Origin of the sequence: Leclercia sp. TB492 (assembly GCF_049974505.2) — a bacterium.
Lineage (GTDB): Bacteria > Pseudomonadota > Gammaproteobacteria > Enterobacterales > Enterobacteriaceae > Enterobacter > Enterobacter adecarboxylatus_C.
The window spans coordinates 882,723-902,756 of record NZ_CM127572.1; the positions used below are offsets into that span (position 1 = coordinate 882,723).

Below are 20,034 nucleotides of genomic sequence, written 5' to 3' on the forward strand. Positions count from 1 at the left end.
CAGGCGGGGTTTTTTAGCCCTGAAACGGGTTATGCGGCTTCAGGTTTACGTACGATCTCTGTCAGCTTTACCGGCTGCGTCGCCAGCTCTTGCGGGTCGAAATCATCGACGTTGATACTGCGCAGACGGCTCTCTTCGGCTTTGATCAGCAGAGCGGCTTCATCCTTGCCGATGATACCGCCAGCCAGGGCCTGTTTCGCCAGCTCATCCAGGCGGGTGAACGGCAGGTTTTTGTCCAGCTGTTTGCAGATCTTCTGATGAATCGGATCGGCCGCCATCACATCCAGCAGCGCCTCTTCCAGCAGACCGACCGGGTTATGCTCGGTTGGGGCCAGATACTGACCGCGACCGATACGGGAGCGGGTTGCACTCGGTACCTGCAGGATCTTCGCCACTTTATGATCCAGCTTATCGGACGGCGCCAGATAGTGACGACCGGTCGGGAAGATGACCACGCGCAGGGCGCCTGCGACAAAGCGGTTCGGGAAGTTCACCAGCAGATCGTCGATGGCCTGTTCAGCCTGATACAGCGCATCCTGCACGCCCCAGTGCACCAGCGGCAGATCCGCTTCATGACGGCCTTCATCGTCGTAGCGTTTCAGTACCGCCGAGGCGAGGAAGATCTGGCTCAGCACATCACCCAGACGCGCAGAGATACGTTCCCGGCGCTTCAGGCTACCGCCCAGCACCGCCATCGATACGTCGGAGAGCAGCGCAAGGTTAGCACTCAGACGGTTCAAGTGCTGGTAGTAACGACGGGTCGCGTCGCCGGTTGGCGTGGCGCTGGTCAGCCCGCGGGTCAGGCCCAGCCAGAAGCTGCGCACTTTGTTGCTGCCGACGTGCCCGATGTGTTTAAACAGCAGCTTATCGAAGGCATCCACGTCGTTGTTCTGCGCGGCCGCCATCTCCTCCAGTACGTATGGATGACAGCGGATCGCGCCCTGACCGAAGATCATCATGCTGCGGGTCAGAATGTTGGCCCCTTCCACGGTGATGGCAATAGGTGCGCCCTGATAGCCGCGCGCCAGGAAGTTGCCTTCGCCGAGCATAATGCCTTTCCCGCCGGCGATATCCATCGCGTCGATGATTGACTGCTGCGCGCGGTGGGTACAGTGGTACTTCACGATAGCGGACAGCACGGCCGGTTTTTCACCCAGCATAATGCCGTAGGTAATTAAGGAAGCGGCGGCATCCATCACGTAGGCGTTGCCTGCGATACGCGCCAGCGGCTCTTCAATCCCTTCCATCTTGCCGATAGAGATTTTGAACTGACGGCGGATATGGGCGTAAGCACCAATCCCCATCGCCACGGATTTCAGACCACCGGTAGAGTTTGACGGCAGGGTGATGCCGCGGCCAACGGACAGACATTCCACCAGCATACGCCAGCCCTGACCGGCCATTTTCGGGCCGCCGATGATGTAATCAATCGGGACAAAGATATCCTGACCGCGGGTCGGGCCGTTCTGGAACGGTACGTTCAGCGGGAAGTGACGACGACCAATTTCCACACCTGGGGTAGAGGTAGGGATCAGCGCACAGGTAATACCCAGATCCTCTTCACCGCCTAACAGCTTGTTCGGATCGGAGAGTTTAAAGGCCAGGCCCAGTACGGTAGCGATTGGCGCCAGCGTAATGTAGCGTTTGTTCCAGGTCAGGCGCATGCCCAGCACCTGCTCACCCTGCCACTCGCCCATGCAGACCACGCCGGTATCCGGAATGGCACCCGCATCAGAACCCGCTTCCGGGCTGGTCAGTGCGAAGCACGGAATTTCCAGACCGCGTGCCAGACGCGGCAGGTAGTGATCTTTTTGCTCTTCAGTACCGTAATGTTGCAGCAGTTCACCCGGGCCTAAGGAGTTAGGCACGCCGACGGTGATCGCCAGGATCCCGGAGACACCGGACAGTTTTTGCAGTACGCGAGCCTGAGCATATGCAGAGAACTCGAGGCCGCCGTACTCTTTCTTGATGATCATCGCGAAGAAGCGATGCTCTTTTAAAAATGCCCACAGTTCAGGGGGCAGATCGGCCATCTCATGGGTGATCTGGAAATCATTCGCCATCCGGCAGGCTTCTTCCACCGGACCATCGATAAACGCCTGCTCTTCCGCAGTGAGGCGCGGCTGCGGATAGTTATGCAGCTTTTTCCAGTCTGGTCTGCCCTGGAACAGGTCGCCTTCCCACCAGGTGGTACCGGCATCAATCGCCTCTTTTTCGGTGCGCGACATCGGTGGCATGACCTTACGGAAGCCACGGAATACCGGAGCCGAAATCAGCGATTTACGCATGGAGCGGACGTTGAATGGCACCAGAATAATCGCCAGCGGGACCAGCACCCAGGTGGTCCAGATGCCGGTGACGCCAAGCGCCGCGGTCCAGGCCAGTAAGATAAAGCTGCTCAGTAGTAAGCTGACCCGGTGATAGAACAACACCCCGAGCAGAACAACGGATAAGAGAATACTTAAAATCATCATAAAGAAATGCTCCCTGTCTTGTAGGAGGTCTGACCACTTGTGATGATATGGTTGTAGTGGATGTTATTTCTTTTAGCAATGCATTCACAAAATAATTACAACCTGGTTCACATTGTTCATGTTTTACGCGGCACAAAAAAGCAAAACGCCCGTCGATTCATGCGGCTTTAGCTTCTCGCTTTTACCGCTATCCGGTAAACTTGCTCTGTTATTTCATCAATACTGAAGGATTATCCTCATGTACCAGGATCTTATTCGTAACGAACTGAACGAAGCGGCGGAAACGCTGGCTAACTTTCTGAAAGATGAAGCCAATATCCACGCTATTCAGCGCGCGGCGGTCCTGCTGGCCGACAGCTTCAAAGAGGGCGGTAAAGTGCTCTCCTGCGGCAATGGCGGTTCACATTGTGATGCCATGCACTTTGCCGAAGAGCTGACCGGTCGTTATCGTGAAAACCGTCCGGGCTATCCGGCGATCGCTATCTCTGACGTCAGCCACATCTCCTGCGTGGGTAATGACTTTGGTTACGATCACATCTTCTCCCGCTATGTCGAAGCGGTGGGTCGTGAAGGAGATGTTCTGCTGGGGATTTCCACCTCCGGCAACTCCGGCAACGTGATCAAAGCGATTGAAGCGGCACGTGAGAAGGGGATGAAAGTGATCACCCTGACCGGCAAAGACGGCGGCAAAATGGCGGGTACGGCGGATATCGAAATTCGCGTGCCTCACTTCGGTTACGCTGACCGTATTCAGGAAATTCATATCAAAGTCATTCACATCCTGATCCAGCTGATCGAAAAAGAGATGGTTAAATAAGACTTCGCTGGGGGGTTAGCGCCCCCCGCTGTTGTGGAGGTGATGTATGTGCGAACTGCTCGGGATGAGCGCCAATGTGCCGACCGATATCTGCTTTAGTTTCACCGGGCTGGTGCAGCGCGGTGGAGGAACCGGGCCGCATAAAGACGGCTGGGGCATCACCTTCTATGAAGGGAAAGGCTGTCGCACGTTCAAGGATCCACAACCCAGCTTCAACTCCCCGATTGCCAGACTGGTGCAGGATTATCCGATTAAATCCTGCTCGGTAGTGGCCCATATTCGCCAGGCCAACCGTGGTGAAGTGGCGCTGGAAAATACCCATCCGTTTACCCGCGAGCTGTGGGGACGCAACTGGACCTATGCCCATAACGGCCAGCTGAGCGGCTATAAATCGCTGGAGACCGGCAACTTCCGGCCGGTGGGGGAAACCGACAGTGAAAAAGCCTTCTGCTGGCTGCTGCATAAGCTGACCGAGCGCTACCCACGCACCCCCAGCAATATGACCGCGGTGTTTAAATACATTGCCTCGCTGGCGTCTGAGTTACGTGAGAAGGGGGTGTTTAACATGCTGTTGTCTGACGGGCGCTACGTGATGGCGTTCTGCTCTACCAATCTGTTCTGGATCACCCGGCGGGCACCGTTTGGCGTGGCAAAGCTTCTGGATCAGGATGTGGAAATTGACTTTCAGACAGAGACCACACCGAACGATGTGGTCACTGTGATTGCGACGCAGCCGCTGACGGGCAACGAAACCTGGCAAAAGATTATGCCAGGCGAGTGGATCTTATTTTGTCTCGGGGAGCGTGTAGTTTGACGCCAGCTGTGGCTGGACAACTTCGTGGCTCAGCGGCTTGCTGACCACGTAACGTCCATCCACCACCGAAACGGTCGGCGGCTTACGCGTCTGCTGGAAGTAGTCGTAACCCGGTTTCAGCTGCTTCCAGAAATCCGCATAATAGGACGTTCTGTGACGCTGCATATTGGCGTCGGTCATGCGGAACGGATAGATGCTTACCTGCACGGCAGACTGGCCAAACACCAGCGCACCGGTCACAAACTGGAAGATCTCGTCAATGCCGCTGTCGGTCATGGCATAGCAGCCTACAGAAACACAGGCTCCGTGGATCATCAGATACTTACCATCATAACCATGCGCACGGTCATAGGCATTCGGGAAGCCGATGTTGATCGCTTTATAGAAGCGGCTGTCGGGTTTTAGCTGGTTACGCTGAACGCTGTAGAACCCCTCCGGGCTTTTAAAGTCGCCCTGACGCTGTTTCGGGCCGAGGCCGCCGGAGTAGTTACAGATTTTATAGCTGTCGAGCAGCTGATACGTCTCACCCATCTTCACGAACAGGTCTAACGTGCGCTCTTCCTTAAAGATCTGGATATAGACCGGAGAGCCCATCAACTGCTGCTTGTATTCTTTGCTCACTGGCGTCGTGGAGCTGTTGCTGCTGAGCAGCCCGGCAAACGAAACGCACGGAATAAGAAGCATCGCAATGAACAATGCGATTTTACGCATACTACATGTTCCTTGATAAAACATAACCAACTTGCCAGGACGGCAAAAGAGACCCGAAATCAGATTTATCTGTACCAGGGGTGCTCACATTAGCACCACTGCATTTTTTCGCAAGCATCCGCACGTCGGTTTACAAAATAGTTTTCCCTTATAACCTGGATTGGTCACGCTGGCATTGAGAACTTTGCGTAATCGGTCGCATTTTAACACCTGCCGCTGCGTTATCGCTGCCGCCCAATCGGTGAAAATGGTACACTGCGCCCGTCTTATGACCGAAGGGTAAGAAAGGACGCTTTTTCAGGATCATCCGCGATCCTGCTGGTCACGCAGGCGAGCTCTCGCCACCTTTCTTTATCCTGTGCAACGACTTCTGACTCGTCCGGCTCCCTGGCCGGAACGGTTATTCATGGATAACAACTAACACTATGATTAGAATCAGAAAAGGACTTGATTTGCCGATTTCCGGCATCCCCGTACAGCAGATTTTGCCCTGTGCGACACCCCGCCATGTGGCGATCCTTGGGGACGACTACATCGGTATGCGTCCCACCATGCTGGTGCAGGAAGGCGACAGCGTCATTAAGGGCCAGGCGCTATTCGAGGATAAAAAAAATCCCGGCGTTCTGTTTACCGCACCCGCCAGCGGGACGATCGCGGCTATCCATCGCGGCGAGCGTCGGGTGCTGCAATCGGTGGTGATCCGGCTGGAAGGCGATAGGCAGCGCGAGTTTGCCCGCCACGATATCGCCGATCTGCCCACACTCTCCCGCCAGGCTGTGCAGGCGCAACTGCTTGAATCTGGCCTGTGGACGGCGCTGCGTACCCGTCCTTTCAGCAAAACCCCGGTGCCCGATACCGTGCCGGCCGCCATTTTCGTCACCGCCATGGACACCAACCCGCTCAGCGCCGACCCGCAGCCGATTATTCTGGCGCAGCGTCAGGCGTTTGATGCCGGGCTGACGATCCTCACGCGCCTGACGGAGGGCAAAGTGCATGTCTGCCAGGCGGGTGGCGGCAAGCTGGGCGGGCACCCGCAGGGGAAAGTGACGTTCAATGCCTTCACCGGGCCGCACCCGGCTGGGTTGCCAGGGACGCACATCCATTTCCTGGAGGCCGTCAGCCTGACCAAACAGGTCTGGCATCTGAACTACCAGGACGCGATCGCCATCGGCAAATTGTTCACCACCGGCGAGCTGTGCACCGAGCGGGTTATTGCCCTCGGGGGGCCGCAGATGCGTAACCCGCGTCTGGTACGCACCTGCCTGGGCGCAGACATTAATGACCTGCTGGTGGACGAAACCCTGGACGGCGAAAACCGTCACATTTCGGGTTCTGTGCTGAGCGGCAGGCATGCCACAGGCGCGCAGGCCTGGCTCGGACGTTTTCATTTACAGGTGAGCGTAGTGAAGGAGGGGCGTGAGAAAGAGCTCTTCGGCTGGGTAATGCCCGGCAGAGAGAAGTTCTCCGTCACCCGCACCACGCTGGGCCACTTCCTGCGCAACAAGCTGTTTAACTTCTCCACCGATACCAACGGCGGCGAGCGGGCGATGGTGCCCATCGGCAACTACGAGCGCGTAATGCCGCTCGACATCCTGCCGACCCTGCTGCTGCGCGATCTGCTGGCGGGCGATACCGACGGCGCTCAGGCGCTGGGCTGCCTTGAGCTGGATGAAGAAGATCTGGCGCTGTGCACCTATGTTTGCCCCGGTAAATATGAATACGGACCCGTATTGCGCGAGGTGTTAACCCGCATTGAGCAGGAAGGATAACTGATGGGCCTGAAACATCTCATTGAAAAGCTGGAGCCGCACTTTACCCACGGCGGCAAGCTGGAAAAGTACTACCCGCTGTTTGAAGCGACCGCGACGCTCCTCTATACGCCAGGCCAGGTCACTAAAGGGGCCGCGCACGTGCGCGACGCCATCGACCTCAAGCGCATGATGATCCTGGTCTGGTTCGCGGTGTTCCCGGCGATGTTCTGGGGCATGTACAACGTCGGTCTGCAAACCATCCCGGCTCTGACGCATCTTTATGATGCCCAGCAGCTACCGCAGATTATCGCGGGCGACTGGCACTACCGGGTGGCGCAGATGCTGGGCGTCAGCTTTACGCCGGATGCCGGGTGGATCAGCATGATGACGCTGGGAGCGGTCTACTTCCTGCCCATCTATCTGACGGTCTTTCTGGTCGGCGGCTTCTGGGAAGTGCTGTTCGCGATTATCCGCAAGCACGAGATCAACGAAGGCTTCTTTGTCACCTCTATTCTGTTTGCCCTGATTGTGCCGCCAACCTTGCCGCTGTGGCAGGCGGCGATGGGCATCAGCTTTGGCGTGGTGATGGCGAAGGAGATCTTCGGCGGTACCGGCCGCAACTTCCTTAACCCGGCCCTCGCCGGACGCGCGTTCCTGTTCTTTGCCTACCCGGCGCAAATCTCCGGCGATCTGGTCTGGACGGCGGCGGACGGTTTTTCCGGTGCGACGCCACTGTCACAGTGGGCCGCCCACGGCGGTGAGGCGCTGGTCAACAACGCCACCGGCCAGCCGGTGAGCTGGTTCGATGCCTTTATCGGCACCATTCCGGGCTCGATAGGGGAAGTCTCCACGCTGATGATCCTGATTGGCGGCGCCATCATTCTGTTTGGCCGCGTCGCCTCCTGGCGCATCGTGGCTGGCGTCATGCTCGGCATGATCCTCACCGCGACGCTGTTTAACCTGATCGGCTCAGCGACCAACTCGATGTTCGCCATGCCGTGGTACTGGCATCTGGTACTGGGCGGTTTCGCCTTCGGCATGATGTTTATGGCCACCGACCCGGTGTCGGCCTCCTTTACCGACAAAGGCAAATGGTGGTACGGGGCGCTGATCGGCGTGATGTGCGTGCTGATCCGCGTCGTGAACCCGGCCTACCCGGAAGGGATGATGCTGGCGATCCTGTTCGCCAACCTGTTTGCGCCGCTGTTCGATTACCTGGTGGTGCGTGCCAACATCAAACGGAGGAAGGCGCGTGGCTGAGATGAAAAATAATGACAGCATCGGCAAGACGCTGATGGTGGTCATCGTGCTGTGTCTGGTCTGCTCCATCGTGGTGGCGGGCTCTGCGGTAGGGCTTAAGTCCCGCCAGCAGGAGCAACGCGCCCTCGACAAGCAGCGTAACATTCTGGCGGTGGCGGGGCTGATGCAGGGCGAAATGAGTGCCGATGATGTGGCGCAGATCTTCGCTGAACGTATTACGCCGCGTCTGGTGGATCTCAATACCGGCGAGCTGCTGGAGAGCGATCCGTCGGGCTATAACCAGGCGCAGGCGCTGAAAGATCCGCAGCGCAGCACCGAACTGGAAGCCAGCCAGGATCCGGCGGGCATTAAACGCCGCAGCAATACAGCAGAGATCTACCTGGTGCGCGATGAGCAACAACGCGTCCAGGAGCTGGTGCTGCCGGTGTACGGCAACGGATTGTGGTCGATGATGTATGCCTTCGTCGCCCTCAACACCGATGGCCGCACGGTCAAAGGCATCACCTATTACGACCAGGGCGAAACCCCGGGGCTGGGTGGCGAAGTAGAGAATCCGGCCTGGCGGGCGCAGTTTGTCGGCAAAAAAGTGCTGGACGATAACGGCCAGCCGGCGCTGAAGGTGATGAAAGGAGCCGCGCGTCCGGGTGACGAGTACGCCGTCGATGGCCTTTCCGGGGCCACACTGACCTCAAACGGCGTTCAGCACAGCTTTGATTTCTGGATGGGTGAGCTGGGTTTTGGACCCTTTCTTAAAAAGGTACGTGAAGGAGAGCTGAACAATGGCTGATGCGGGCGAACTGAAAGAAGTTAAACGGGTTCTTATCGGGCCGCTCATCGCCAATAACCCGATTACCCTGCAGGTGCTGGGCGTCTGTTCGGCGCTGGCGGTCACCACCAAGCTGGAAACCGCCGTGGTGATGACTCTGGCTGTCACCCTGGTGACGGCGTTTTCCAGCATGTTCATCTCGATGATCCGCCACCACATCCCCAACAGCGTGCGTATCATCGTGCAGATGGCGATCATCGCCTCGCTGGTGATCGTGGTGGATCAGCTGCTGCGGGCCTTTGCCTACGAAACCTCAAAACAGCTGTCGGTGTTTGTCGGCCTGATCATCACCAACTGCATCGTGATGGGGCGCGCAGAAGCCTATGCCATGAAGATGCCGCCGCTGGCGAGCTTTATGGACGGTATTGGCAACGGTCTCGGCTACGGCGTGATCCTGCTGACGGTCGGTTTTCTGCGTGAGCTTATCGGCAGCGGCAAGCTGTTTGGCATCACCGTGCTCGATACCGTGCAAAACGGCGGCTGGTATCTGCCGAACGGCCTGTTCCTGCTGGCCCCCAGCGCGTTCTTCATTATCGGTTTGCTGATCTGGGCGGTGAGAACCTGGCGCCCCGAGCAACAGGAAAAGGAGTAACCGACAATGGCTCATTACCTGAGTTTGTTTGTGCGGGCGGTGTTTGTCGAAAACATGGCGCTCGCGTTTTTCCTCGGCATGTGCACCTTCCTTGCGGTTTCCAAAAAGGTGTCGACCGCCTTCGGTCTGGGTGTTGCCGTTACGGTGGTGCTGGGGCTGTCGGTGCCCATCAACAACCTGGTCTTTAACCTGGTGCTGCGCGACGGCGCGCTGGTGGATGGCGTTGATCTGAGTTTCCTCAACTTCATCACCTTTATCGGCGTGATTGCGGCGCTGGTGCAGATCCTCGAGATGATCCTCGATAAATACTTCCCGTCACTCTACACGGCGCTGGGCATCTTCCTGCCGCTGATCGCCGTCAACTGCGCCATCTTCGGCGGCGTGTCGTTCATGGTCCAGCGTGATTACAACTTTAGCGAGTCGGTAGTGTACGGCTTCGGCTCCGGTATTGGCTGGATGCTGGCTATCGTGACGATGGCGGGCCTGCGCGAAAAAATGAAGTATGCCAACGTGCCGGCCGGGTTGCGCGGCTTAGGGATCACCTTTATCACCACCGGTCTGATGGCGCTGGGCTTTATGTCCTTCTCCGGTGTGCAGCTGTAAGGGCTAAATGTATGGAAATTATACTTGGCGTAGTGATGTTCACGCTGATCGTGCTGGTGCTCTCGGGGCTGATCCTGGTGGCGCGCTCAAAGCTGGTGAACTCCGGCGATGTGATCATTGAGATTAACGACGAGGCGGATAAGCAGATCCGTACCCCTGCGGGTGACAAGCTGCTGAACACCCTCTCGGGCAATGGCATTTTTATCTCTTCTGCCTGCGGCGGCGGTGGCTCGTGCGGGCAATGCCGGGTCACGGTCAAAGAGGGCGGGGGCGATATCCTGCCGACCGAACTGTCGCACATCAGCAAGCGTGAGGCGAAAGAGGGTTGTCGTCTGGCCTGCCAGGTGGCGGTGCGTCAGAACATGAAGATTGAGCTGCCGGAGGAGATCTTCGGCGTGAAAAAGTGGCAGTGCGAAGTTATCTCCAACGATAACAAAGCCACCTTCATTAAAGAGCTGAAGCTGCGGGTTCCCGATGGCGAAGACGTGCCGTTCCGCGCGGGCGGCTACATTCAGATCGAATGCCCGGAGCACACTGTCGCCTACAAAGACTTTGACGTGCCGGAGGAGTACCGCGGCGACTGGGACAAATTCAACCTGTTCCGCTTTGTCTCTGAAGTCAAAGAGCCAACGCTGCGCGCCTACTCTATGGCCAACTACCCGGACGAGAAAGGCATTATCATGCTCAACGTGCGTATCGCCACGCCGCCGCCAGGCGTACCGGATGCACCGCCGGGGATCATGTCGTCGTATATCTGGTCGCTGAAGGCGGGTGATAAGGTGACGATCTCCGGTCCGTTTGGGGAGTTCTTTGCCAAAGAGACCGACGCCGAAATGGTCTTTATCGGTGGGGGAGCCGGGATGGCGCCGATGCGTTCGCACATTTTCGATCAGCTTAAGCGTCTGGGTAGTAAACGTAAGATCAGCTTCTGGTACGGCGCCCGTTCAATGCGGGAGATGTTCTATCAGGAGGAGTTTGAACAGCTGGCGCGGGACAACCCGAACTTCAGCTTCCACATTGCGCTCTCCGATCCGCAGCCGGAAGACAACTGGACCGGCTATACCGGGTTCATCCATAACGTGCTGTATGAAAACTATCTCAAACACCACGCCGCGCCGGAAGACTGCGAGTTCTACATGTGCGGGCCGCCAATGATGAACGCCGCCGTCATCAAAATGCTGCAGGATCTCGGCGTGGAAGATGAGAATATCATGCTGGATGATTTTGGAGGCTGATGATGGTGACCTTTGTGCTGACCTTTGCGATCTTTGTGCTGGTGATATTTGGCATGTCGCTCGGCTGGCTGATTAAGCGCAAAAGCATTCAGGGCAGCTGCGGCGGCATCTCCTCGCTGGGGATGGAGAAGGTCTGCGACTGCCCCGAGCCGTGCGACGCGCGTAAAAAGCGCATGCAACGCGAAGCACAGCGCCAGCAAAACAGGATCCTCTGAACGAAACAGGCCGCAGCAGCGGCCTGTTTTTTTACTTCATCCACGCTCTGGCCTGGGTGGGTGAATCCACCATCACGCCGTCAGCCCCCAAATCTTGTGCTTTCTGGTAATCCTCCGCGGAGTTAACGCCAAGCAGGATCACATGGGCATTCCCCTGGGAGCGGAAGCAGTCCATCGCCTCCTTATCCCACGTCAGGGTCGCCGGGGAGATGCCCTCGCCCAGCGTAAATTTCTCCACCACTTCCACTTTGCGATTCAGCTCCAGCCCGTACCAGTAAGCATCCATTTTCTTTGCCGGCGGCAGGCAAACGTGGTTCAGGGAGATATTCGCCAGCCGGGTGCGCGTTTCACTCCGGGTGACAAAGCGCGGCACCTCTGCAGGCAGGGCATCAAGATAGCGATCCTCCGTTGAATAGACGCGAACACGCGTCAGGCTGTTGGTCTCTTTCAACACGCCAAGCAGCTGTTTGCCCATCTCAGCCGGATAGGCGTCGGGGGACTTAATATCGATATAGAACTGAACGTCAGGCCAGCGTTCCAGCACCGCTTTCAGGGTCGGAATTGTAGTTCCGGCGACCTTTTCTTTCCATTTTGCACCGGCATCAAATGTCGCCAGTTCGGCCTGGGTGTACTGAGAGATTTTTCCCTTTGCCGCGGTTAACGCGCTGAGATCGCTGGGACGATACAGAACGGGAACGCCGTCACGGCTGAGCTGCACGGTGACCCAGATTGCCTGAGCGCGGTTTTCCAGCGCCAGCTTGATGGCCGGAAGGGTATTCTCCGGCGCGTCGGCGGTTCCTCCGCGGTGAGCAATCATTTGTGGGCTAGCCCATGCGGAGGACGACAGCAGAAGTGAGGCGATAATCATCTTTTTCATCAATAATTTTCCATTTTAAATCATTTAATTCAACGGCTTGTGATGGTTTGGTGGCTTATTCTTGTACCACGCTTTAATGACAGCCATGAGACGGTAAATCTGCTGACGCATTTTTTGCACTTTGTTATACTGTGCATAATTACAGGTGTGGTGACGATGATGCGCAAGATAATCCATGTTGATATGGACTGTTTTTTTGCTGCGGTAGAGATGCGCGACAACCCGGCGCTGCGGGATATCCCCATTGCCATTGGCGGCAGTCGTGTACAACGCGGGGTGATCAGCACCGCGAACTACCCGGCACGCAAGTTTGGCGTGCGCAGCGCCATGCCGACCGCGATGGCGTTAAAACTCTGCCCGCACCTGACCTTATTACCCGGACGTTTCGAGGCCTATAAAGAAGCGTCCCACCATATTCGCGAAATCTTCTCCCGCTATACCTCCCTGATTGAGCCTCTGTCGCTGGACGAAGCCTATCTGGACGTCACCGACAGCCTGCACTGCCACGGCTCCGCCACGCTGATGGCCCAGGAGATCCGCCAGACGATTTTCGATGAACTGCAGCTCACCGCCTCGGCGGGCGTTGCGCCGGTTAAATTTCTCGCCAAAATCGCCTCGGATCTCAATAAGCCCAACGGTCAGTATGTGATTACCCCTGATGAGGTGCCGGCATTTATCAAAACGCTGCCGCTGGGTAAGATCCCTGGCGTAGGGAAAGTCTCTGCGGCAAAGCTGGAGAGCATGGGGCTGCGCACCTGCGGGGATGTACAGAACAGCGATCTGGGGATGCTGCTAAAGCGCTTTGGTAAGTTTGGCCGGGTGTTGTGGGAGCGGAGTCAGGGCATTGATGAGCGCAACGTTAACAGCGAGCGGCTGCGTAAATCGGTGGGAGTGGAACGTACCCTGGCGGAGGATATCCATGACTGGGCAGATTGCGAAGCCATTATCGTCGGGCAGCTTTATCCCGAGCTGGAGCGGCGGCTGGCTAAGGTCAAACCGGATCTGCTGATTGCCCGCCAGGGGGTAAAACTCAAGTTCAACGACTTTCAGCAAACCACCCAGGAGCACGTCTGGCCGCGGCTGAACAAAGACGATTTGATTGCGACAGCAAAGAAAGCCTGGGAAGAGCGTCGGGCAGGGCGGGGGGTACGGCTGGTGGGATTACACGTCACGCTGCTGGATCCGCAGCTGGAGCGGCAGCTGGTGTTGGGGCTGTAAAAAAGCCCGGTGGCGCTTACGCTTACCGGGCCTACACTCTACTGCCCGGTGGCGCTTACGCTTACCGGGCCTACAACGGGCGCGTAACCCGTAGGCCCGGCAAACGCAGTGCCGCCGGGCAACATGGCTGATTACTTCGCCGGAATCGCTTTCAGCAGTTCCGTCAGCAGGGTCCAGTAATGGCCCACGCTTTCGATATGCACCTGCTCATCCGGAGAGTGAGGACCGGTAATGGTTGGCCCGATGGAAACCATGTCCATATCCGGGTACGGTTTCTTGAACAGACCGCACTCCAGACCCGCGTGGATCACCTGAATGTTCGGCGTGCTGTTGAACAGACGCTGATAGGTTTCACGCACCAGCGCCATCACCGGTGAACTCGCATCTGGCTGCCAGCCCGGATAGCTGCCCTTGGCAACGGTCTTCGCGCCAGACAGGGTGCCCAGAGATTCCAGCATGCTCACCACGTAATCTTTACCGCTGTCGATCAGGGAGCGGATCAGGCAGATGATCTCTGCGCTGTCGTCAGCCATGGTCACCACGCCGACGTTCAGGGAGGTTTCCACCACGCCTTTCGCTACGTCTGAGTTGCGGATAACGCCGTTCGGGGTCGCATTCAGCAGCTGAACAAAGCGGTCGCGGGACTGTTCAGTCAGCGCAGCTTTATCAGTGGTAACCGCTTCCAGCACCACGGTCAGGTTCTTCTCTTTCGCTTCCAGTTCGTTTTTCAGGATATCCAGGTAAACGGTGGAGAGCTTTTTCAGCACATCGGCTTTGTCTGCGGCCACGGCCACGGTAGCGAAGGCTTCACGCGGGATCGCGTTACGCAGCGTACCGCCATTGAAATCCACCAGACGCAGATCCAGCTCGGCAGCGTGACCGGCGAGGAAACGGGCCAGCAGCTTGTTGGCATTGCCTAACCCTAAATGAATGTCACCGCCGGAGTGGCCGCCTTTCAGCCCTTTCAGCGTCAGCTTGAAGGTCTGGAAGCCTGCCGGGATCGCTTCACGGGTCAGCGGCAGCGTGGAGATAAAGTCGATACCGCCCGCGCAACCCATATAGATTTCGCCTTCCTCTTCGGAATCGGTATTGATCAGGATATCCGCCTGCAGCCAGTTCGGTTGCAGACCAAAGGCGCCATCCATACCGGCTTCTTCGGTCATGGTCAGCAGCACTTCCAGCGGACCATGCTCAACGCGATCGTCTGCCAGCACCGCCAGCGCAGAGGCCATACCGATGCCGTTATCTGCACCCAGCGTGGTGCCACGGGCTTTGATCCACTCGCCGTCGATGTACGGCTGAATCGGATCTTTGGTGAAGTCGTGAACGGTATCGTTGTTCTTCTGTGGAACCATGTCCAGGTGCGCCTGCAGCACAACCGGTTTACGGTTTTCCATCCCGGCGGTGGCAGGTTTACGGATCAGAATGTTGCCAACCTGGTCGCGCTCGGCGTGCAGCCCTTTTTCCTTCGCCCAGCCCATGATGTGTTCGGCAAGCTGTTCTTCGTGATAAGACGGGTGAGGAATGGAGCAGATTTTGGCAAAAATATCCCACAGCGGTTGTGGCGATAACTGAGACAGTTCAGACACAGTAAGTCTCCTTGTCGATGGCCGGCAGACAATGTTGCAGGTCACGGGGTTAGCAGGTTTAGAGTTACCACAAGTCAGACTTGCGAGGTGGGTTTGAGAATACCACTTTCTCTGGCGGCTGGTAGGGGTAAGCAAGTAAAAACTCCGGGCGGAACCGCTTAGCACTGGTTTTTAGTGCTTCAGATCTCTATAATCTCGCGCAACCATTTTCCCCCTCGAACACTTTTTAAGCCGTATATAAACAGGCTGGGACAATTCACATGAGCGAAAAATACATCGTCACCTGGGACATGTTGCAGATTCATGCACGTAAACTGGCTGCGCGCCTGATGCCATCTGAACAGTGGAAAGGCATCATCGCTGTTAGCCGCGGTGGCCTGGTACCGGGGGCATTGCTGGCACGTGAGCTGGGTATTCGCCATGTCGATACCGTGTGCATCTCCAGCTACGACCACGACAACCAGCGTGAGCTGAAAGTGCTGAAACGTGCCGAAGGCGATGGTGAAGGCTTCATCGTGATTGACGATCTGGTTGATACCGGCGGTACGGCGGTTGCCATCCGTGAAATGTATCCAAAAGCGCATTTCGTGACTATCTTCGCTAAGCCGGCTGGTCAGCCGCTGGTTGACGATTATGTAATTGATATCCCGCAGGATACCTGGATCGAACAGCCATGGGATATGGGCGTAGTATTCGTCCCACCTATTTCAGGCCGCTAATCCATACATTTTTAACGCCCGGTGATGCCGGGCGTTATTTTTTCGCCTTTGTCGCGTTACAATGATGCCCTCTGACGTATCTTAAGAGGCAGCGCGCAATGTCCCAGGCGAATCTCAGCGAAATTCTCTTCAAGCCCAAATTCAAACATCCGGAAACTTCGACGCTGGTTCGTCGCTTTAACAGTGGCGTACAACCGTCAGTGCAATCGGCGCTGGATGGCAAAAACATCCCGCACTGGTACCGCATGGTTAACCGTCTGATGTGGATCTGGCGCGGCATCGATCCCCGTGAAATTCTGGATGTGCAGGCGCGTATCGTGATGAGCCAGGCCGAACGTACCGACGAGGATCTGTACGACACGGTGGTGGGCTATCGCGGCGGCAACTGGATCTACGAATGGGCAAAACAGGCGATGATCTGGCAGCAAAAGGCGAGCCAGGAAGACGATCCCCTGTTGAGCGGCAAGCACTGGTTGCATGCCTGTAATCTCTACAGCATCGCGGCTTACCCGCACCTGAAAGGCGACGAACTGGCGGAACAGGCGCAGGCCCTGGCAAACCGTGCCTACCAGGAAGCAGCCCAGCATCTGCCGGGCCAGATGCGCGAACTCACCTTTACCGTTCCCGGCGGCCCTGCGGTGACCGGCTTCCTGCATCTGCCGGCGGGCGATGGCCCCTTCCCGACGGTGATGATGTGCGGTGGCCTCGACTCGCTGCAAACTGATTACTACAGCCTGTATGAGCGTTACTTAGCCCCGAAAGGGCTGGCGATGCTTACCCTCGACATGCCGTCGATTGGCTTCTCGTCCAAATGGAAGCTGACCCAGGATTCCAGCCTGCTCCACCAGCACGCCCTGAAAGCGCTGGAACAGAATCCGTGGGTGGATCACACCCGGGTGGCGGCGTTTGGCTTCCGCTTTGGCGCTAACGTCGCCGTGCGTCTGGCCTATCTGGAATCTTCACGCCTGAAAGCGGTGGCCTGTCTCGGACCGGTGGTGCATGCGCTGTTAAGCGAGCCTGCGCGCCAGGGCAGCGTGCCGGAAATGTACCTCGACGTGCTGGCCAGTAGCCTCGGCATGCATGATGCGTCCGACGAGGCGCTGCGCGTGGAACTCAATCGCTACTCGCTGAAAACCCAGGGATTGCTGGGCCGCCGGTGTCCGACGCCGATGCTCTCTGGTTTCTGGAAAAACGATCCCTTCAGCCCGGAGGAGGAGTCCCGCTTAATCACCTCGTCATCTGTTGATGGCAAGCTGCTGGAGGTGCCATTCACCCCGGTGTATCAGAATTTTGACAAGGCATTGCAGCAGATTACGCGTTGGATCCATCAGAGATTGTGTTAAGAGATTGCTAATTTCTTAAGGTTTGGTACAACAGTGGCTTCATAAAAGGAGATCGCAATGACGTTACCGAGTGGACATCCGAAAAGTAGAATGATCAAGAAGTTTATGGCTCTTGGCCCCTACATCCGCGAAGAGCAGTGCGAAGAGAATCGCTTTTTTTTCGACTGCCTGGCCGTGTGCGTTAACGTAAAGCCAGCGCCGGAAAAGCGCGAATTCTGGGGATGGTGGATGGAAATGGAAGCCGAAGCGTCACGCTTCACCTATAACTACCAGTTTGGCCTGTTCAATAAAGAGGGCCACTGGCAGGCGATGGCGATTAAAGATCCTGAAGTGGTTCAGCGCCTGGAGCATACCCTGCGTGAATTCCACGAGAAAGCCCGCACGCTGCTGGCGACGTTCGATCTGAAACTCGAGCCTGCTGATGATTTCACCAACGAGCCGGTGAAGCTGACTGCTTAACGTCCGACGCGAAAACAGACAATAAAAAAACCCGGCCATACAGCGCCGGGTTTTTTTATTTCGCTAAATCAGAACTGGTAGGTCATACCCAGGGCAACGATATCATCGCTGCTCACGCCCAGTTTATTATCGTCATCAATCTGGTTGATTTTATAATCAACAAACGCGGACATATTTTTGTTGAAATAATAGGTCGCGCCGACGTCAATATATTTCACCAGATCTTCATCGCCGATGCCTTCAATATCCTTGCCTTTAGACTGGACATAACCCAGGGACGGGCGCAGACCAAAATCAAACTGATATTGCGCAACCGCTTCGAAGTTCTGTGCTTTATTGGCGAAGCCACCGGAGATTGGCGTCATATTACGCGTTTCGGTATACATGGTCGCCAGGTAAATGTTGTTTGCGTCATATTTCAGACCGGTGCCCCAGGCTTCAGCTTTTTCACCTTCGCCACGTGCCAGCAGGTTCTGGGCATTGGTGCGGTCAGAGTTGGTGTAAGCGCCGCTGATGGCGAAATCGCTGCCGCCGAAATCATAGGTCAGAGCGGTACCGAAACCGTCGCCGTTTTGTTTCTTCGCTTCGCGTCCTTCGTTTTTACCCTGATATTGCAGGGTCAGGTCCAGACCGTCGATGGCGCCGAAGAAGTCGGTATTACGGTAGGTTGCCAGGCCGCTGGCGCGTTTGGTCATGAAGTTGTCGGTCTGCGCGGAAGAGTCACCGCCGAATTCCGGGAACATGTCGGTCCAGGCTTCAACGTCGTACAGGGCACCGAGGTTACGACCGTAGTCGAATGAACCGAAGTCCTTCAGCTTAATACCGGCAAAGGCCAGACGGGTTTTCTGAGAAGAGTCGCTTTCGGTTTTATTGCCGGAAAATTCAGCTTCCCAGCGGCCATAGCCGGTCAGCTGTTCATTGATTTGAGTTTCGCCTTTAAAGCCGAAACGCACGTAAGTCTGGTCACCATCTTTGGCATCATCATCGCTGAGATAATGCATGGCTTTCACTTTACCGTACACGTCCAGTTTATTGCCGTTTTTATTAAATACTTCGGCTGCCTGTACAGATGAAGTTGCTACAACGCCCATGACCACTAATGCCAGAGTACTCTTTTTCATTTTCAATCCTGGTTTCTTATAAACGCGCTAATATTCGCTGAACAGTAAGCTCATGCTTTTGTTCCGTGAAAAAACAGGAAGGGTTTTAACTTTCTGAAATGAACGTTTTATGACAATTCCGGAATAAGTTTAAAAAAGGGTATTTTTTTATTTCAGTAATAAAAGTGTCAAAGTTTGCCGCTACGCTTCCTGATCCCGCGCAACAAAGTCGTAGCCTGTGTGTTAAGGCGGTTGGCAACGGGCCCCAGTCCTGATAAAAAGTCTGATTGATATCATTTCCCTTATTGTTAAACGGCAGAGAATCATGAGTGACAGCCAGACGCTGGTGGTAAAACTCGGTACCAGTGTGTTAACAGGCGGATCGCGCCGCCTTAATCGCGCCCACATTGTCGAACTGGTGCGCCAGTGCGCACAGCTGCATGCCGCAGGGCACCGTATTGTGATTGTGACCTCCGGGGCGATTGCCGCCGGACGTGAGCACCTGGGTTACCCCGAACTCCCCGCCACTATTGCCTCCAAGCAGCTGCTGGCGGCCGTGGGTCAGAGCCGCCTGATTCAGCTCTGGGAACAACTGTTCTCTATCTATGGCATACACGTCGGGCAGATGCTGCTGACCCGTGCCGATATGGAAGACCGCGAGCGTTTCCTGAACGCCCGCGATACCCTGCGCGCGTTGCTGGATAACAACATCGTTCCGGTCATTAACGAAAACGATGCGGTCGCTACCGCAGAAATCAAAGTAGGTGACAACGATAACCTCTCGGCGCTGGCGGCGATCCTGGCGGGCGCAGATAAGCTGCTGCTGCTTACCGATCAACAGGGGCTGTTCACCGCTGACCCGCGCACCAACCCGCAGGCTGAGCTGATCACCGACGTGAAAGGCATCGACGATGCGCTGCGCGCCATTGCCGGCGACAGCGTGTCGGGCCTCGGCACTGGCGGCATGGGCACCAAACTGCAGGCCGCCGACGTGGCGTGCCGGGCGGGTATCGACACCATCATCGCCGCCGGCAGCCGTCCGGGCGTAATTGGCGATGTGATGGAAGGCATTTCTGTTGGAACCCGTTTCCACGCCGAAGCCACGCCGCTGGAAAACCGCAAACGCTGGATTTTCGGCGCGCCGCCTGCAGGGGAGATCACCGTGGATGAAGGTGCCACTGCCGCGATTCTGGAACGAGGCAGCTCATTGCTTCCAAAAGGAATTAAAAACGTGACAGGCAACTTCTCCCGTGGTGAAGTGATCCGTATCTGTAATCTGGAAGGGCGCGACATTGCCCACGGCGTCTGCCGCTACAACAGCGACGCGCTGCGCCGTATTGCAGGCCACCATTCACAGCAGATCGATGCCATTCTTGGCTATGAGTATGGCCCGGTTGCTGTCCATCGCGACGATATGATCACCCGTTAAGG

At 56.5% G+C, this 20,034-nt stretch carries 19 protein-coding genes; 14 read left to right on the plus strand and 5 right to left on the minus strand.

Annotated features, from left to right (window positions below; genetic code table 11):
- Window positions 1–29: 29 nt before the first annotated feature.
- Window positions 30–2,474 carry an acyl-CoA dehydrogenase FadE gene (fadE, locus tag ACP4QI_RS04120; RefSeq protein ID WP_426495192.1) on the minus strand — a complete coding sequence of 815 codons (2,445 nt, stop codon included), beginning with the start codon at window positions 2,472–2,474 and terminating at the stop codon, window positions 30–32.
- 238 nt (window positions 2,475–2,712) lie between these two features.
- Between fadE and lpcA the strand changes: the two genes are divergently transcribed.
- Complete coding sequence (gene lpcA, locus ACP4QI_RS04125) at window positions 2,713–3,291, plus strand: D-sedoheptulose 7-phosphate isomerase (RefSeq protein WP_059308682.1); 579 nt, start codon at window positions 2,713–2,715, stop codon at window positions 3,289–3,291.
- Between the two features lie 46 nt (window positions 3,292–3,337).
- The gene (locus tag ACP4QI_RS04130) at window positions 3,338–4,105 is read left to right on the plus strand and encodes a class II glutamine amidotransferase (protein ID WP_285128531.1); all 768 of its coding nucleotides are present in this window, start codon (window positions 3,338–3,340) and stop codon (window positions 4,103–4,105) included.
- Here the strand turns inward: ACP4QI_RS04130 and dpaA are convergent.
- Window positions 4,076–4,816, minus strand: a complete 741-nt coding sequence (gene dpaA / locus ACP4QI_RS04135) for a peptidoglycan meso-diaminopimelic acid protein amidase (protein WP_285112715.1) — start codon at window positions 4,814–4,816, stop codon at window positions 4,076–4,078. The genes ACP4QI_RS04130 and dpaA overlap by 30 nt on opposite strands.
- A gap of 425 nt (window positions 4,817–5,241) precedes the next feature.
- On the opposite strand from dpaA, the gene ACP4QI_RS04140 reads away from it, so the two are divergent.
- The 7 genes from ACP4QI_RS04140 to nqrM are packed head-to-tail and all read left to right on the plus strand — an operon-like array spanning window position 5,242 to window position 11,298.
- Window positions 5,242–6,585: a Na(+)-translocating NADH-quinone reductase subunit A gene (locus ACP4QI_RS04140; protein ID WP_426495191.1), complete on the plus strand. Its 1,344-nt coding sequence runs from the start codon at window positions 5,242–5,244 to the stop codon at window positions 6,583–6,585.
- A 3-nt stretch (window positions 6,586–6,588) separates the two neighbouring features.
- Complete coding sequence (locus ACP4QI_RS04145) at window positions 6,589–7,827, plus strand: NADH:ubiquinone reductase (Na(+)-transporting) subunit B (RefSeq protein WP_426495190.1); 1,239 nt, start codon at window positions 6,589–6,591, stop codon at window positions 7,825–7,827.
- Window positions 7,820–8,614, plus strand: coding sequence for a Na(+)-translocating NADH-quinone reductase subunit C (locus ACP4QI_RS04150; protein WP_142488334.1), 795 nt, complete (start codon window positions 7,820–7,822; stop codon window positions 8,612–8,614). The genes ACP4QI_RS04145 and ACP4QI_RS04150 overlap by 8 nt, the downstream gene beginning before the upstream one ends.
- The gene (locus tag ACP4QI_RS04155) at window positions 8,607–9,245 is read left to right on the plus strand and encodes an NADH:ubiquinone reductase (Na(+)-transporting) subunit D (protein WP_032616678.1); all 639 of its coding nucleotides are present in this window, start codon (window positions 8,607–8,609) and stop codon (window positions 9,243–9,245) included. Before ACP4QI_RS04150 ends, ACP4QI_RS04155 begins: the two co-directional genes overlap by 8 nt.
- Before the next feature lie 6 nt (window positions 9,246–9,251).
- On the plus strand, window positions 9,252–9,848 hold the full coding sequence (gene nqrE, locus ACP4QI_RS04160) for an NADH:ubiquinone reductase (Na(+)-transporting) subunit E (protein WP_142488335.1): 597 nt from the start codon (window positions 9,252–9,254) through the stop codon (window positions 9,846–9,848).
- 11 nt (window positions 9,849–9,859) lie between these two features.
- Window positions 9,860–11,083 carry an NADH:ubiquinone reductase (Na(+)-transporting) subunit F gene (gene nqrF, locus ACP4QI_RS04165; RefSeq protein WP_285112718.1) on the plus strand — a complete coding sequence of 408 codons (1,224 nt, stop codon included), beginning with the start codon at window positions 9,860–9,862 and terminating at the stop codon, window positions 11,081–11,083.
- Window positions 11,083–11,298 carry a (Na+)-NQR maturation NqrM gene (gene nqrM / locus ACP4QI_RS04170; RefSeq protein WP_185902334.1) on the plus strand — a complete coding sequence of 72 codons (216 nt, stop codon included), beginning with the start codon at window positions 11,083–11,085 and terminating at the stop codon, window positions 11,296–11,298. The genes nqrF and nqrM overlap by 1 nt, the downstream gene beginning before the upstream one ends.
- A gap of 31 nt (window positions 11,299–11,329) precedes the next feature.
- Here nqrM and ACP4QI_RS04175 read toward each other — a convergent pair whose 3' ends face one another.
- Window positions 11,330–12,175 carry a glycerophosphodiester phosphodiesterase family protein gene (locus tag ACP4QI_RS04175; RefSeq protein WP_426495189.1) on the minus strand — a complete coding sequence of 282 codons (846 nt, stop codon included), beginning with the start codon at window positions 12,173–12,175 and terminating at the stop codon, window positions 11,330–11,332.
- Between the two features lie 159 nt (window positions 12,176–12,334).
- Between ACP4QI_RS04175 and dinB the strand changes: the two genes are divergently transcribed.
- Window positions 12,335–13,393, plus strand: a complete 1,059-nt coding sequence (gene dinB, locus ACP4QI_RS04180; RefSeq protein WP_156265039.1) for a DNA polymerase IV — start codon at window positions 12,335–12,337, stop codon at window positions 13,391–13,393.
- Window positions 13,394–13,524: 131 nt separating this feature from the next.
- Here dinB and pepD read toward each other — a convergent pair whose 3' ends face one another.
- Entirely contained in the window at window positions 13,525–14,982 is a 1,458-nt protein-coding gene (pepD, locus tag ACP4QI_RS04185) for a cytosol nonspecific dipeptidase (RefSeq protein ID WP_285128538.1), read from the minus strand.
- Between the two features lie 260 nt (window positions 14,983–15,242).
- Here pepD and gpt point away from each other — a divergent pair, with 260 nt between their 5' ends.
- The 3 genes from gpt (at window position 15,243) to crl (ending at window position 17,503) form a co-directional block, all read left to right on the plus strand.
- Window positions 15,243–15,701 (plus strand): xanthine phosphoribosyltransferase, encoded by a 459-nt coding sequence (gene gpt / locus ACP4QI_RS04190; RefSeq protein ID WP_106995995.1) that lies wholly within the window; start codon window positions 15,243–15,245, stop codon window positions 15,699–15,701.
- 98 nt (window positions 15,702–15,799) lie between these two features.
- The gene (frsA, locus tag ACP4QI_RS04195) at window positions 15,800–17,044 is read left to right on the plus strand and encodes an esterase FrsA (protein WP_142488340.1); all 1,245 of its coding nucleotides are present in this window, start codon (window positions 15,800–15,802) and stop codon (window positions 17,042–17,044) included.
- Between the two features lie 57 nt (window positions 17,045–17,101).
- Window positions 17,102–17,503, plus strand: coding sequence for a sigma factor-binding protein Crl (gene crl, locus ACP4QI_RS04200; protein WP_142488341.1), 402 nt, complete (start codon window positions 17,102–17,104; stop codon window positions 17,501–17,503).
- Between the two features lie 68 nt (window positions 17,504–17,571).
- Here the strand turns inward: crl and phoE are convergent, their stop codons facing one another.
- The gene (gene phoE, locus ACP4QI_RS04205) at window positions 17,572–18,624 is read right to left on the minus strand and encodes a phosphoporin PhoE (protein WP_156262962.1); all 1,053 of its coding nucleotides are present in this window, start codon (window positions 18,622–18,624) and stop codon (window positions 17,572–17,574) included.
- 304 nt (window positions 18,625–18,928) lie between these two features.
- Here phoE and proB point away from each other — a divergent pair, with 304 nt between their 5' ends.
- On the plus strand, window positions 18,929–20,032 hold the full coding sequence (proB, locus tag ACP4QI_RS04210) for a glutamate 5-kinase (protein WP_032616689.1): 1,104 nt from the start codon (window positions 18,929–18,931) through the stop codon (window positions 20,030–20,032).
- Window positions 20,033–20,034: the final 2 nt, after the last annotated feature.

Bases quoted from the DNA above. Each gene is read 5' to 3' on its own strand.
- fadE (WP_426495192.1), bottom strand. From the start codon at position 2,474: ATGATGATTTTAAGTATTCTCTTATCCGTTGTTCTGCTCGGGGTGTTG.
- lpcA (WP_059308682.1), top strand. From the start codon at position 2,713: ATGTACCAGGATCTTATTCGTAACGAACTGAACGAAGCGGCGGAAACG.
- ACP4QI_RS04130 (WP_285128531.1), top strand. From the start codon at position 3,338: ATGTGCGAACTGCTCGGGATGAGCGCCAATGTGCCGACCGATATCTGC.
- dpaA (WP_285112715.1), bottom strand. From the start codon at position 4,816: ATGCGTAAAATCGCATTGTTCATTGCGATGCTTCTTATTCCGTGCGTT.
- ACP4QI_RS04140 (WP_426495191.1), top strand. From the start codon at position 5,242: ATGATTAGAATCAGAAAAGGACTTGATTTGCCGATTTCCGGCATCCCC.
- ACP4QI_RS04145 (WP_426495190.1), top strand. From the start codon at position 6,589: ATGGGCCTGAAACATCTCATTGAAAAGCTGGAGCCGCACTTTACCCAC.
- ACP4QI_RS04155 (WP_032616678.1), top strand. From the start codon at position 8,607: ATGGCTGATGCGGGCGAACTGAAAGAAGTTAAACGGGTTCTTATCGGG.
- nqrE (WP_142488335.1), top strand. From the start codon at position 9,252: ATGGCTCATTACCTGAGTTTGTTTGTGCGGGCGGTGTTTGTCGAAAAC.
- nqrF (WP_285112718.1), top strand. From the start codon at position 9,860: ATGGAAATTATACTTGGCGTAGTGATGTTCACGCTGATCGTGCTGGTG.
- nqrM (WP_185902334.1), top strand. From the start codon at position 11,083: ATGATGGTGACCTTTGTGCTGACCTTTGCGATCTTTGTGCTGGTGATA.
- ACP4QI_RS04175 (WP_426495189.1), bottom strand. From the start codon at position 12,175: ATGAAAAAGATGATTATCGCCTCACTTCTGCTGTCGTCCTCCGCATGG.
- dinB (WP_156265039.1), top strand. From the start codon at position 12,335: ATGCGCAAGATAATCCATGTTGATATGGACTGTTTTTTTGCTGCGGTA.
- gpt (WP_106995995.1), top strand. From the start codon at position 15,243: ATGAGCGAAAAATACATCGTCACCTGGGACATGTTGCAGATTCATGCA.
- frsA (WP_142488340.1), top strand. From the start codon at position 15,800: ATGTCCCAGGCGAATCTCAGCGAAATTCTCTTCAAGCCCAAATTCAAA.
- crl (WP_142488341.1), top strand. From the start codon at position 17,102: ATGACGTTACCGAGTGGACATCCGAAAAGTAGAATGATCAAGAAGTTT.
- phoE (WP_156262962.1), bottom strand. From the start codon at position 18,624: ATGAAAAAGAGTACTCTGGCATTAGTGGTCATGGGCGTTGTAGCAACT.
- proB (WP_032616689.1), top strand. From the start codon at position 18,929: ATGAGTGACAGCCAGACGCTGGTGGTAAAACTCGGTACCAGTGTGTTA.